Raw genomic sequence first — 12,651 nt, 5'->3', positions numbered from 1 at the left:
TAATTCCTATTATTGCTGACTTATACCCACGCGGTTGTCACCTACACCATAGGCCACAATTAAGCTTAACTCTTGCATACTTAAGCCACCTTGCTCTTGCATTTCGTTAAAAAAAGCTTGGGCTGCATTTAGTGACTTTTTAGTTTGTAAGCCGCCGTCTATAATTTTATGGGCACGCAAATAATTCTCTACATCGCGTGATAGTAAAAAAGTATCTTTACCAAGTGCTCGTAGCGCATAAGGCCCTGTATTTCCGCCTAAACGCGAACCATGCTTTTTTAAATACGCCCATAAACCAATAATATCGTCTGTTGGCCAATTAGCGATAAACTGACTAAAACTGCCATGTTCTTGTGCTATTTCGTGGATCATGTAAGCATTTTCGGTAATTGTTTTTACTTTTTTATAGTTACGAACAATTCGCTCATCCGTTGCTTTTTGTTCCAGCATATCGGGTGGCATCATTAATAATTTATCAACACTAAAATCCCAAAAAACCTCTCTAAAGCCCGGCCACTTATTATTAATTACTGACCAATAAAAGCCGCTTTGAAATACTTTTCGAGTAAATTCTTCAAGCCAATCGTCGTCACTTAACGTGCTTAGTTGTTTTTTAGATAGCGGTTTTGCAAGTAATAACTTAAGCATCTTTTCAGAGCCTTTTCGCTCTACCGCTCGCTTATAAATATCGCTAAATTTTTCCATACTAATTAAATACCTCACTACTTATATTGCTAGTGTACGAGAAAAGCACCCAATACGTAACCACTCCCATTATGGATGAATGAATATGTATTTAGTAGCTTGACACCTAGACGGCTAAAATGCTTTAATCGCCGTAATTACCCTATTTAAATTGCAGCGGTTTGTAAGTTTTTACTCTACAAACAGGTGCAAAGGGCTAGAAGAGGTGCGTTATTCAGGTAGTGTATGTTAGGAGCGCAAACTCCAGTGAGCATACGTGAGGGGAATTAACGCCGAGAAGTAATCACTTTTGCGAAGTGTTTATTTCGGGCGACTAGGTTGAACCCTAGCGACTGTCACCAATAGCTGTTTATAACAAGCAGCTTATTAGTTTGGTGGAGAGCTTCTGGTCTTAAATATTAAGGCCGTGCGCCCTATTATTTTAAGCCCATTCGCTCTTCGAATTATTAGTTCGAACGACGTTAATGCGGCTCCTTCCATAAAGCTTTTTAACTCTTCGAATAACTTATAAGTTCGTGAGAGATGATCAACAACTTCAATTTAAACGACTACTCATTGTGGACCGCGCTCGTAACGCCATTTGATCAACACGGCGATGTTGACTACAACACGTTAACTAAGTTGGTTAGCGATCAAGAAGCGGCACATAACGGTATTTTGCTACTTGGCAGTACGGGCGAAGGTTTAGCACTAACGCTAAAAGAGCAACAAGCCATTGTTGAGCACGTATGCCAGCTAAAACCAACAGTACCACTCATGGTAGCTGTGGGCGGTAGTAACTTAAAGCAACAAATTGAGTGGGTTAACTACTGTAATACACTCCCAATTCATAGCTTTTTACTTGGCTCACCGCTTTATGCAAAGCCTGGCGCTATAGGTCAAACTCATTGGTTTGAAAGCCTACTAAATGCAAGCGCTCATCCATGTATGCTTTATAACGTACCCGGTCGAAGCGCTGTTAGCATCCCAGCGGCAACAATTCAAAACTTACAAAACAATAAAAATTTATGGGCGTTAAAAGAAGCGAGCGGCAGTATTGCTCAGTTTGAAGCTTACCGCCAAGCGGCGCCTAATTTAGCTATTTTTAGTGGCGACGATGCGCTAATGCCTTATTTTGCTCAAGCTGGCGCAAAAGGTTTGGTGTCGGTAGCTGCAAACGCATGGCCTGAACAAACTCACGAGTTTGTTAAGCGCAGTTTAAGTGGTCAACACCCTAATTTATTTGCCCAGTGGTCAAGCGCTATTAATAGCCTATTTGCTGTCGCAAACCCTATTCCCGTAAAGGTACTGATGCATTTGCAAGGCCGCTTAAGCAGCCCGCAACTTCGTCCACCTTTAACACATCTTGAGTTAACTCAAACCGATTGCATTACAACTGCAAACAACACCATTTTATCTTGGCATTAAATACAGGTTTTTATAATGAGCTGGTTAGAACTATTAAATAATTTAGAATCGGGCGCAGTACGCGCTGCATCACAAAACGAAAGCGGCCAATGGCAAGCTAACGTAGAAGTAAAGCAAGGCATTTTAGAAGCCTTTAAAAATGGCACTAATACTGAATTTGCAGGCGGCTTTGTTGATAAACATAACCTAGCTCCGCAAGAATTTAGTACTGATGATGGCGTCCGTATGGTACCAGGTGGCTCAAGTGTTCGCCGTGGTGCTTATGTTGCTAAAGGCACGATTATTATGCCACCAGCGTATGTAAACATTGGCGCATATATCGACGAAGGCACAATGGTAGATAGCCACGCATTGGTGGGTTCTTGTGCACAAGTAGGTAAAAACGTACATTTAAGTGCTGCAGTTCAGCTTGGTGGTGTACTTGAGCCAATTGGTGCAAGCCCAGTAGTGGTTGAAGATGACGCATTTATTGGTGCAGGCTGTATTATTGTTGAAGGCGTAGTCATTAAAAAAGGCGCAGTACTTGCCCCTGGCGTGCGTTTATCAGCAACTATTCCAGTATACGACTGCGTAAACGAGCGCCAACTAGATAAAGGCGAGCCAATCCCAGAGTACGCGATTGTAATACCGGGCTCTCGCCCTGCATCAAACGAATGGGCGCGCGAGCAAGGCCTAAGCATGTCGTGTGCGTTAATAGTTAAATACCGCGACGAGAAAAGCGATGCATCGTTATTGCTTGAAGAGGTTTTACGATAATGAGCTTTTTGAGCACGCCTATCAAAACCGCTGTAAATACGATTACACAACAACTTGATACACCTTTTTTTGTTTACGACCTAGATCAACTAAACACGCATCTTGCGCGTTTAGTTGCGCAAACCGATGTAAAACTGTGGTACGCGGTAAAAGCAAACCCACTGTCTAAAATTATTCAAAGCTTAGACAGTGCTGGCTTTAATTTTGACGTAGCAAGTAAAGGTGAGCTTGAGCAAGTACTAGCACAAGGTATTAGCTCGCAGCGCGTGCTCAACACAGGGCCTGCAAAAAGCCCTAAACAAATAAAACACTTTATTGAGCGCGGCGTGCGTATATTCGTAGCAGAAAGCCTCAATCAAGTACGTTGGTTAAACCAACAAGCGCAGCTACAAAACACGCAGTTACAAGTATTACTGCGTGTACAATTACGTTGGCCTGAAGGTGAAAAAAACCCACTGGGCGGCGACAGCCTTACGCCGTTTGGTTTGGGTTGTAATGAATGGCAAGCACTCAATGTAGCTGACTACCCTGCGCTTAAATTTGACGGCCTGCATATCTTTCAGTGGGGCAACATGCTTAGCACGCAAAAACTAAGCGACTTGTGGTCACAAATGATTGCACCTCTTAGCCAACTTGCCAGCGATTTAAATATTAGCCTTAAAATTTTAGATTTAGGTGGCGGTTTAGGTATTCCTTATACACAAAACGAAGCAACACTTGATTGGGATGACTTGATTGCTGCGCTCGCTAAAATTAAAAATGATGCGGGTGTAGAAGAGCTATGGATGGAACTTGGTCGCTATGCCGTTGGCGAATGCGGTCATTACGCAAACCCAGTAGTAGAGCGCAAACAAAACTACAATCAAGAACAAGTAATTTTAAGCGGCGGTATAAATCACTTATTACGCCCTGCTGTTACCAGCCAGGACTTTCCTGCTGCATTACTGCGTGAATCCAATGCTAAAACTCAAGCGGTCACTTTATATGGCCCACTTTGTACAGCGCTTGATTGCTTGGGTGAACATAACTTACCAAGCGATTTAAATGAGCACGACTGGCTAGTGTTTAGCCAATGCGGTGCTTACGGCTTTACCGAAAGTATGCCGTATTTTTTATGCCATGAGCTAGCTGCTGAGTACACATTGCAAAACGGTACACTTACCTGTGTTCGCCAAGCCGAAAATGCCAGCCATTATTTAAGGTAACAAGTATGAGTAATACAACACACATTAGCCAAGAGAACATTGTAGTAGGGGAAGTTGCAAACGGCTTACCACTTACAATTCCTGTGTATCGTTTAAAAGGTGATGGCACAGGGCCAAGTGTTTACATTCAGGCCAATATGCATGGCGCTGAAGTGCAAGGTAACGCAGTTATTTTTCAGCTGCTTGAGCAATTAAAACACCTTAACCTTAATGGCGATATTACCCTTGTACCTTATGCAAATCCGATTGGCTGTAATCAAAAATCTGGCGAGTTTACCCTTGGCAGGTTCGATCCGATTACGGGCACTAATTGGAATCGCATGTATCACTACAATAAAAATTTAGTGGCACAGTTTGCACAAAATCATACTCAGTATGACGACGCTACATTAAAAAGTAACTTCAAACAGGCACTTATTGACGAAGTAGACAGCAAACTTAACGGCCCTGCTTATTTACTCAATACGGGTAAACGCATTGCGCTTAACTTACAAAAGCTCGCTCATCAGGCTGATATAGTACTCGATTTACACACAGGCCCTATTTCAAGCAAGCATCTGTACTGCCCAACCTATGCAACCGACAGCGCACGTTACTTTAATATTGAACATGTATTGCTTATTCCTAGTGATTTTGACGGCGCTATGGATGAAGCTAACTTTTGCCCATGGTGGCATTTAAGTGATGCGCTTAGCGGACAAGGTCGCGAATTATCAATAGCTGTAGAAGCATTTACTGTAGAGCTAGGCAGCCAAGAAAAAATAGACTTAAAAGAAGCATTAAACGATGCAAACAGCATTTTAAGTTACTTAAATCACAAAGGCGTATTACAAAACGCACCGCATACGCCAGCCAATATGACTCGTTATGCATGTAATTTAGATGACTACTTTGCTTATTACGCCCCTATTGGCGGCATGGTTGAATACTTAGCCCCACTTGGCGGGCACATTAAAGCTGGTGAGCCTATTGCCAATATTTTACGCATGGAGCGCTACTTAAGTGAGCAACCATTGCAAACACTTACTCTTGATTGCGATGCAATTGCTATTTTGCACTTTGCCTCAGCGAGTGTTAATCAAGGTACCGAGCTTTATAAGTTTTTTACTAACATATTTGAGCTTTAGCTCACCCTTCTCATTGCGTGAGAGTAATACCAATTGCATTAAATTAGTGATCTATTATAGCGATAAGGAAATAGCTTAATAACAAGGCTAAAATTATGGTACATAGTTGTTCTATATAAATAATTTTTAACGTAGTTAGTGAGTTATTTAATACGCTAGAATGATCATGTTTTTAACAAAATTGGTATAAATTAACTAAAGTAGTTAATTTGCATTAGAAAAGCGGCTTAGGCCGCTTTTCTTTTGATCTATATTTACTTTGTATACGTATGGACCTTGTTATGAATACAAATTCAGTAAAAGTTCACCGTTACATATGTAAAAAGACGTTATAATTAAATTAACGCATACAACAACCCAAACTCACAAGGAATTACAATGAGCTGGCGCCACTGGATAACTCTTTCTGCTTTAATTAGTACCGCTACCTTCGCACAAGAAGAAGAAGTTGCTACAAACGAGCAAGACAACGACATCGAGCTTGTAAAACAGTGTATTTTAAATGAGGTAATTGGCGGAGATGGTAAACAGACATTAGACGACCTTCGTAAAAAGTGTTCAGCTCTTGAAGAAAATAAACAACTTACCGCGCTTGATAAACGCCAAGCCCGTGAAGAAGTAGGTAAAAAAAATAGAAATGTAATTACGCCACATAAGCGTAACTATATTTTACCGCTTTCGTACGTATCACACCCAAACGATCGCCCTTTTGATGGTTTTGATGCACTAACAGACGATAGCGACGGCGAACCGCTCGACAATCTAGAAGCCAAATATCAGCTATCGATAAAAGTGCCTCTTTACGATGATTTTTCGGATAAAGACCAAGCCATATTTTTTGGCTTTACACTGCAATCATATTGGCAGATTTATAACTCAGAAATTTCGTCTCCATTTCGTGAAACAAACTACGAACCAGAGATATTTTGGATAAATTACCTCGACCCAGAAAACGTATTATGGGGCGACGAAATGGCAATCGCATTAGGTATTTCGCACCAATCAAACGGTCGAAGCCAACCAAACTCGCGTTCGTGGAACCGTATTTACGCAGACTTTATTTGGGAAAATAGGGGCTTTGTTTTTAGCTTTAAACCTTGGTATCGCATAGCTGAGGACGAAAAAGAAGATATTTTAGAAGCCAATGGCGACGACAACCCAGACATATACAAATACATGGGTTACTTTGAATTTAGCGGCGCGTATCGTTTTCATGACCATGAATTTAGCTTTATGACGCGTAACAATTTAAATTCAGATAATCGCGGTGCAATTCAACTCGACTGGTCGTTTCCTTTATGGGGTCGCGTTCGTGGTTATGCACAATACTTTAACGGTTATGGCGAAAGCTTAATTGATTACAATGCGGATGTAGAACGTATTGGTGTCGGTATATTATTAACCGATTTGCTGTAATACTTCCCTAAGTTTTACGCACAAAAAAGCCAAGCATTGCTTGGCTTTTTTGTGTTTTGAACAGCTAAACAGTTATTTTTTTACTACAAACTGCCCTTCAAATTCTGCAACCACGTTATCACCATCGTAAATAGTTACTGGCACTACGTAACTTGCTTTACCGTCGGTTTCTAAATCGCTTAACTTGCCCTTACAGGTTTGTATATCAACACAACCACGTGGGTCGGTAGTAAGCGGTTTTAAGTACTTAATGTTAGCATCGGCTAATACAATATTACCTTCAAGCCCAGCTTCTTTAAGTGCTAAGTACGTAGCGCCCCAACCTGTTAGCGTGGCCAAGCTATAAATAGAACCTGCAAACATTGTGTTATGTAGGTTTAAGTTAGCGTCTAGGTCGGCGCTGGTTGTAAATTGCCAATCGGTATAGCTTTCTACCTTAATACCCATCGCGTCACTAATTGGAATAGACTCACGCCACGTATTTTGTAGTACTTGCGTCCAATTAGGGTGACGAAACCAACCTGGCTCAGACGGTTTTTGCTTTACCATTTTAAAGTGTTGAACATCGCCATACGCTAAGTGCGCTTTTTCTTTTAATTCGTAACCGTGGCGTTTATAAAACTCAAGCGCTCGTTCGCGTGCAAACAATACAAGCTCGCCTGCGTTTTGAACCCATGCAATTTTTTCAAGCTCGTGCAGTAAGCGACTACCAATATGCTGGTTACGATTACCCTCTGCAACCGCCATATAGCGCACTTGTGCTTGCTCATGATTGTTAAAGTGCAAACGTGCTACACCTAGCACTTCGCCTTCTTTATTTTTTATAAAGCGGTGCTCAGAGTCTTGTTCCATATCGTCTTGTTCAGAGCCACGAGGCTCGCCCCAAGGCGCGCGTAATACTTGCCAACGCAATTGGTAATACGCTTGCCAATCTTCGCTACTTTGTGGGGTGCTTACCTGAAACATACATACTCCTGTTGTTATATAAGCCGTAAATAAAAGTCAAAAAGGCTACGGCGCTATACTAATAGTATTGATTATCTACCAAACTAAAAAGCTTAAATAATTAAGTCCGTTGGTATTATTTATGGCAAATACCATACTCCATCTTAAAAAAACTGCAAATACGACTTTGGTGATGGCTGTAAAATAACGTAAAAAATAATGGCAAAGGCCATTGCGCTTTAACGTTGCTAGTTTATGCTGAGAATATGATGGAAAAAATCAATTATATAAATTCACTGACGGGTTTGCTGGGCGATCAATTTATTGAAAATAGCCACAGCATTGGTCAGTTAATCTATTGGCATAAATGCAGTGGCGATCACATTCAAGTACGTGAGCACGAGCCGTTACGCTGGTTACTGATTAACGACACTCTTCAATCTGTTATTGATTTAAATAACCCGGATTTATTACTTTTTCCACATTTATTATGCCTAGGTAAGCATTGGCAGGCTCTTAAGCCGCCACAAAAAGTGTTAGAACTAGGCCTCGGCGGCGGAGCAATTCGTAATTATTTACAATACAAATACCCTAAAGCACAAATAACATCGGTTGAAAAAAACGCCGATATTATTGATTGCTATACCCAATTTTTTTCGTCAAATAAAAATGAGCAACTGCTTTGCGCCGATGCGCAACAGATTTTAAAAAGTGCGCAAAATATTGATTGGATTATTTTAGATTTGTTTAGCCAGATAGATGCACCTCGATTTTTATTTGAAGAGGCATTTTATAAAAAAATTTACTCGGCTTTAAATAACAACGGTGTGCTATTTATTAACTTTTTATCGCAGCATGAGTCGCAATTAAAGCAACTTCAGCAGCTATTACTCGATGTATTTGGTTGTAATGTTAGCCCGCAAAAAATTACGGGCTATGTAAATCATATTGTCGTGGTAACCAAAAACTTAAACAGATAAGTTAAACGTAACGGGCCCATCGTTACACAAGCTTACTTGCATATCGGCACCAAACTCACCGGTGGCTATTGTAAGCCCCAACTCTTTAGCTTGAGCAACAAAGTACTCGTAAAGCTCATTAGCTTGGCTTGGCGATGCCGCAGATGAAAAGCTAGGGCGCATACCCTTTTTAGTATCAGCCGCTAGCGTAAATTGCGAAACCACCAGTAACTCACCTTTAATATCTTTAAGGCTTAAGTTCATTTTGTCGTTTTCGTCAGTAAAAATACGATAATTACTTACCTTGTGTAAAAGCTTATCGGCCGTTTGCGTATCGTCGTGTTTTTCAACGCCCAGCAACAACAATATACCTTGGCTAATTTCACCTACTACTTGGTTGTTAATTTCTACTTTGGCATGCTTTACGCGTTGTATTAAACCTTGCATTTAAACTGTGTCCTTTACTGCTGGTTCATCATCTTCTAGTTCAAGTTCTGGTGTTTCTGGAATATCATTTGGGCTAATACACGCAGTAAATTCAGCGCCAAGCAAAACAACGACCCACGATAAATACACCCATACAAACAAAATAGGAATGGTTGCTACTGCGCCGTAAATAACTTCGTACGAAGGAAAATGGCTAATATAAAGTGCAAACCCTTTTTTAGTCAGCTCAAATAAAAGTGCCGCAAAAAAAGCGCCAGGTATTGCCGCTCTGAACGATACACGCGTATTAGGCACTAAGGTGTAGAGCATAATAAAGCCCACCATCGAAATCCCATACGGCAATAACTTTAACAAAAACCCGCTAAACCCAGGAATACCCTGATCAGCAAACGATACCAAAGATACAATATAAGAGGTAACACCAATACTCGCTCCGAGTAATACAGGCCCTAAGCTCAAAACCATCCAGTACACAGCAAATGAGATCATCATTGGGCGTTTTTTCTTAATTCGCCAAATTCGATTTAGTGTGGCATCTACATTACGTATTAACAGCAAGGCTATTGCAGCTAAAAAGCCAATACCTACCGCCGTCATTTGATTAGCGTTACCGGCAAAGGAGCTAATATGCTCTCTAATAACATCGGTAGAGGTAGGGACAAAGTTGGTAAACAAAAAGCTCTCAATTTCCATGCGAGTAGATTCAAAGCCCGGAAAAGCTGAAAATATAGCAACACCCACCGCAATTAATGGCACTAAAGAAAGAAGGGTTACGTAAGCAAGGTAACCTGCATTAACCGTTATCTGATCGTCTATACAACGATTAAAATATTGTATCCACCAACCAGGCTGCTGGCGTATAAAGGACTTAACTTGCTGTTTGTAATGTGAGAGCTTATCATTCATACAATTGACTTGTGCTTATATAGTTTTGATTATAATAACAATCAGCGCCATAATTTACAGCACTAACGCTCGTAAACAGGAATTCAAATGAAAAAACAAACATTACTCAGTGTTTCAATGCTTGTAGTAACACTTACTTTAACTGGCTGCCAATCAGCTTATTATTCTGCGATGGAAAAAGTGGGTGTTCACAAACGCGATATTCTTATTGACCGCGTAGAAGAAACCAAAGACTCGCAACAAGAGTCACAAGAAGAATTTAAATCGGCACTAGAGCGCTTAACGACTCTAATCGATTTTAATGGTGGCGAACTACAAGACACTTATAATCAGTTAAATGACGATTACGAGTCGAGCTTAAATGCCGCTAACGAAGTGTCAACTAACATCAATAAAGTAGAAGACGTGGCAGAAGCGCTATTTGATGAGTGGAGCGATGAGTTAGAGCAATACAAAAGCGCGTCACTTAAGCGTGAAAGCAGCAAAAAGCTAACCGCGACTAAGCGTCAATTTGATCAGCTATTACGCTCAATGCGCAGCGCAGAGAGTAAAATGGAGCCAGTATTAACCTCGCTTCATGATAACGTTTTATACTTAAAGCATAACTTAAATGCACAAGCGGTATCGGCTATTAAAGGTGAATTCACTAACCTTAAGCGCGATATTCAATTGTTGATGAACGACATGAACAAATCGATTGCCGATTCAAATAAATTTATTGAACAAATGAACAGCGCTGGCTAATCATTTGTTACTTTAAAAAGCCTGCTTAGCTGCAGGCTTTTTTATGTTAAAGGGAATACTAAAAGGGATTTACAATGAAACGCTTTTTAATCGCAACAATTCTCTTATGTATATTAACGGCCTGCGGTGCACCTAATAATATTAATCGTATTACCAGCTCTGACTCAGTTGTTGTTATTAATGATAAGAACGGCCGTTATAAAAATTTATACACAGGTGAAAAAACATATCCCACTACCTGTACTGAAAACTGCTACCCAGCTCACCCAGACTTACTATGCAAAACCGGCAGCGAAAACTGCCAGTACCAAGGCCAGCAAACTAAACCACAACTTAGCACTGGCTATACTGTGCGCTGGCTTGGCCACGCTAATTTTGTAATTAACACACCAAATGGTCAAAGTGTGCTGTTTGATCCGGTAAAAAATCAGTTTGATTCTCCAGTCGCACTTGGCTTTAAACTCAGCGGTGGCACTTATCGTAAAGCAGGCGCTTGGCCTAGTGAGCAAGAACTGGAAAATATTGATGCGGTAATGTATTCGCATATTCATTACGATCATTTTAATAAAGCCGACATACAAAGCATTGGCAATAAACCTCGCTATTTAACACCACTCGGTATGGCCGACAACTTCCCTACCGGCGGTTTTAATATTAGCGAAATGCCGTGGTACTCAACAACCAACATTGACGACTTAGTTATTAACGCCGTGCCAGCTCATCATTTTAGCGCTCGCGTATTAGTGCCCTTTATTTACGAAGATAACAATAAAGACTTATGGAATGGCTGGCTGCTCGAACAAAACGGTAGCACCTTATTTTTTGCAGGCGATACAGGCTACTCAAAACATTTTAAAGACATACAGCAAAAATACGGCGATATCGATATTTGCTTAATGCCAATCGCTTCTTACTACAGTAAAGAAAGTGGTAAATTTTATCGTTACGTTCACACCACACCAGAAGACGCGCTCAACGCAGCACAAGAGCTTAACTGCAAAGTAATGATACCGTGGGGATACGGTAACTCAAGTTGGAAAATGGGCGACCACAGCAGTCATTCAGCCTTACTTCGCTTATTGCATATGTACAATAAAATGGATTCAAAAGTGCCGCTGTATATTTTAAACGAAGGCGAAAGTATTTCACTGTAACTATTTACTTAGCTGTTTTAAGATTGTTATTACATTAGACAAATCCACAATAAAATTGAGAAATTAATGAAAAAATTAGCACTCGCCTTAAGCTTTTTATTAAGCACGCCTGCAATGGCCATTGATGTTGAACATACATCAACCCCAATTACTATTGATGGCCTATCAGAAAGTGCGTGGGATAAAGTCGCTTGGCACGATATGCCTTATTTAATGGATGGCACACTGCCATCAAACGATGCCGACTTTAAAGGGCGTTATCGCTTACTGTGGGATCAAAACTATTTATACCTACAAGCCGATATTGTGGATGATGTTTTAATAGATACACACGCCGATCCAACGTATAAATATTGGGATGACGATGCGCTTGAAGTATTTATTGATAGCGATGCATCGGGTGGTAATCATCAATTTAATCACACCGCATTGGCGTACCACATTGGCCTTGATAACCAAGCTGCCGATTACGGACCTGATAAAAAAGCCCATTTGTATACCGACCACCTAGTTAGTAACTGGAAGCGCAATACCACCGCGCCTTTTAACATCACCTGGGAAGTAGCGATAAAGATCTACCCTAATGATTATAAAGAAGGTGCTAAAAACACCCCACTTACACTTAGCGAAAAGCAAGTAATCGGCTTTATGTTAGCGTATTGCGATAACGATGGCAGTGAGGTGCGCGAGCATTTTATGGGCTCACACGAAGTACAGCCGGTAAATGGCGACAGAAATCGTGGTTTTATAGATGCCGACGTATTTGGCAAAATAACCCTACTCCCTAAAAAGTAAGCCCCCAACACCAATAAGTAGGTTGGGTTGAGCGAAGCGAAACCCAACGAAAAATATCCTACCAACAAAAACATAGACTTTGCAA

Annotated in this window: 13 protein-coding genes and 1 riboswitch; of the genes, 9 read left to right on the top strand and 4 right to left on the bottom strand. The window is 40.8% G+C overall.

What is annotated here, in order from left to right; translation table 11 throughout:
• Positions 1-9: 9 nt before the first annotated feature.
• On the bottom strand, positions 10-705 hold the full coding sequence (locus tag H5088_RS11550) for a DNA-3-methyladenine glycosylase I (protein WP_182752907.1): 696 nt from the start codon (positions 703-705) through the stop codon (positions 10-12).
• A gap of 192 nt (positions 706-897) precedes the next feature.
• A riboswitch (Lysine riboswitch) is annotated at positions 898-1,098 on the top strand.
• A gap of 129 nt (positions 1,099-1,227) precedes the next feature.
• Between H5088_RS11550 and dapA the strand changes: the two genes are divergently transcribed.
• The 5 genes from dapA to H5088_RS11525 all read left to right on the top strand — a co-directional run bounded on the left by dapA (position 1,228) and on the right by H5088_RS11525 (position 6,616).
• Complete coding sequence (gene dapA / locus H5088_RS11545) at positions 1,228-2,112, top strand: 4-hydroxy-tetrahydrodipicolinate synthase (protein ID WP_002958800.1); 885 nt, start codon at positions 1,228-1,230, stop codon at positions 2,110-2,112.
• Between the two features lie 15 nt (positions 2,113-2,127).
• On the top strand, positions 2,128-2,868 hold the full coding sequence (locus tag H5088_RS11540; RefSeq protein WP_002958799.1) for a 2,3,4,5-tetrahydropyridine-2,6-dicarboxylate N-succinyltransferase: 741 nt from the start codon (positions 2,128-2,130) through the stop codon (positions 2,866-2,868).
• The gene (locus tag H5088_RS11535) at positions 2,868-4,073 is read left to right on the top strand and encodes a PLP-dependent decarboxylase (RefSeq protein WP_182752906.1); all 1,206 of its coding nucleotides are present in this window, start codon (positions 2,868-2,870) and stop codon (positions 4,071-4,073) included. Before H5088_RS11540 ends, H5088_RS11535 begins: the two co-directional genes overlap by 1 nt.
• 5 nt (positions 4,074-4,078) lie before the next feature.
• Entirely contained in the window at positions 4,079-5,200 is a 1,122-nt protein-coding gene (locus H5088_RS11530) for a succinylglutamate desuccinylase/aspartoacylase family protein (RefSeq protein ID WP_182737539.1), read from the top strand.
• A 378-nt stretch (positions 5,201-5,578) separates the two neighbouring features.
• Entirely contained in the window at positions 5,579-6,616 is a 1,038-nt protein-coding gene (locus tag H5088_RS11525) for a phospholipase A (RefSeq protein ID WP_024597211.1), read from the top strand.
• Between the two features lie 72 nt (positions 6,617-6,688).
• Here the strand turns inward: H5088_RS11525 and H5088_RS11520 are convergent, their stop codons facing one another.
• On the bottom strand, positions 6,689-7,582 hold the full coding sequence (locus H5088_RS11520) for a bifunctional GNAT family N-acetyltransferase/hotdog fold thioesterase (protein ID WP_002961136.1): 894 nt from the start codon (positions 7,580-7,582) through the stop codon (positions 6,689-6,691).
• A 245-nt stretch (positions 7,583-7,827) separates the two neighbouring features.
• On the opposite strand from H5088_RS11520, the gene H5088_RS11515 reads away from it, so the two are divergent.
• Complete coding sequence (locus H5088_RS11515) at positions 7,828-8,541, top strand: spermidine synthase (protein ID WP_024597210.1); 714 nt, start codon at positions 7,828-7,830, stop codon at positions 8,539-8,541.
• Here H5088_RS11515 and dtd read toward each other — a convergent pair.
• Both dtd and H5088_RS11505 read right to left on the bottom strand, forming a co-directional pair.
• Positions 8,530-8,967, bottom strand: coding sequence for a D-aminoacyl-tRNA deacylase (gene dtd, locus H5088_RS11510; protein ID WP_182752905.1), 438 nt, complete (start codon positions 8,965-8,967; stop codon positions 8,530-8,532). The genes H5088_RS11515 and dtd overlap by 12 nt on opposite strands.
• Complete coding sequence (locus H5088_RS11505; protein WP_182752904.1) at positions 8,968-9,873, bottom strand: virulence factor BrkB family protein; 906 nt, start codon at positions 9,871-9,873, stop codon at positions 8,968-8,970.
• Between the two features lie 87 nt (positions 9,874-9,960).
• On the opposite strand from H5088_RS11505, the gene H5088_RS11500 reads away from it, so the two are divergent.
• The 3 genes from H5088_RS11500 to H5088_RS11490 all read left to right on the top strand — a co-directional run bounded on the left by H5088_RS11500 (position 9,961) and on the right by H5088_RS11490 (position 12,566).
• On the top strand, positions 9,961-10,617 hold the full coding sequence (locus tag H5088_RS11500; protein ID WP_002961128.1) for a DUF2959 domain-containing protein: 657 nt from the start codon (positions 9,961-9,963) through the stop codon (positions 10,615-10,617).
• Positions 10,618-10,691: 74 nt separating this feature from the next.
• A complete protein-coding gene (locus tag H5088_RS11495) occupies positions 10,692-11,771 on the top strand; it encodes an MBL fold metallo-hydrolase (RefSeq protein WP_182752903.1) in 1,080 nt (359 codons plus the stop codon).
• Between the two features lie 66 nt (positions 11,772-11,837).
• A complete protein-coding gene (locus H5088_RS11490) occupies positions 11,838-12,566 on the top strand; it encodes a CBM9 family sugar-binding protein (RefSeq protein ID WP_182752901.1) in 729 nt (242 codons plus the stop codon).
• Positions 12,567-12,651 lie beyond the last annotated feature (85 nt).

The sequence above is a fragment of the Pseudoalteromonas sp. SR43-3 genome (genome assembly GCF_014163875.1).
Lineage (GTDB): Bacteria > Pseudomonadota > Gammaproteobacteria > Enterobacterales > Alteromonadaceae > Pseudoalteromonas > Pseudoalteromonas distincta.
Note: the sequence above shows the minus strand (reverse complement) of the source record. Positions and strands in the feature narration are given on the sequence as shown.

Coding starts and splice junctions, on each gene's coding strand:
- H5088_RS11550 (WP_182752907.1), bottom strand. CDS start 705: ATGGAAAAATTTAGCGATATTTATAAGCGAGCGGTAGAGCGAAAAGGC.
- dapA (WP_002958800.1), top strand. CDS start 1,228: ATGATCAACAACTTCAATTTAAACGACTACTCATTGTGGACCGCGCTC.
- H5088_RS11540 (WP_002958799.1), top strand. CDS start 2,128: ATGAGCTGGTTAGAACTATTAAATAATTTAGAATCGGGCGCAGTACGC.
- H5088_RS11535 (WP_182752906.1), top strand. CDS start 2,868: ATGAGCTTTTTGAGCACGCCTATCAAAACCGCTGTAAATACGATTACA.
- H5088_RS11530 (WP_182737539.1), top strand. CDS start 4,079: ATGAGTAATACAACACACATTAGCCAAGAGAACATTGTAGTAGGGGAA.
- H5088_RS11525 (WP_024597211.1), top strand. CDS start 5,579: ATGAGCTGGCGCCACTGGATAACTCTTTCTGCTTTAATTAGTACCGCT.
- H5088_RS11520 (WP_002961136.1), bottom strand. CDS start 7,582: ATGTTTCAGGTAAGCACCCCACAAAGTAGCGAAGATTGGCAAGCGTAT.
- H5088_RS11515 (WP_024597210.1), top strand. CDS start 7,828: ATGATGGAAAAAATCAATTATATAAATTCACTGACGGGTTTGCTGGGC.
- dtd (WP_182752905.1), bottom strand. CDS start 8,967: ATGCAAGGTTTAATACAACGCGTAAAGCATGCCAAAGTAGAAATTAAC.
- H5088_RS11505 (WP_182752904.1), bottom strand. CDS start 9,873: ATGAATGATAAGCTCTCACATTACAAACAGCAAGTTAAGTCCTTTATA.
- H5088_RS11500 (WP_002961128.1), top strand. CDS start 9,961: ATGAAAAAACAAACATTACTCAGTGTTTCAATGCTTGTAGTAACACTT.
- H5088_RS11495 (WP_182752903.1), top strand. CDS start 10,692: ATGAAACGCTTTTTAATCGCAACAATTCTCTTATGTATATTAACGGCC.
- H5088_RS11490 (WP_182752901.1), top strand. CDS start 11,838: ATGAAAAAATTAGCACTCGCCTTAAGCTTTTTATTAAGCACGCCTGCA.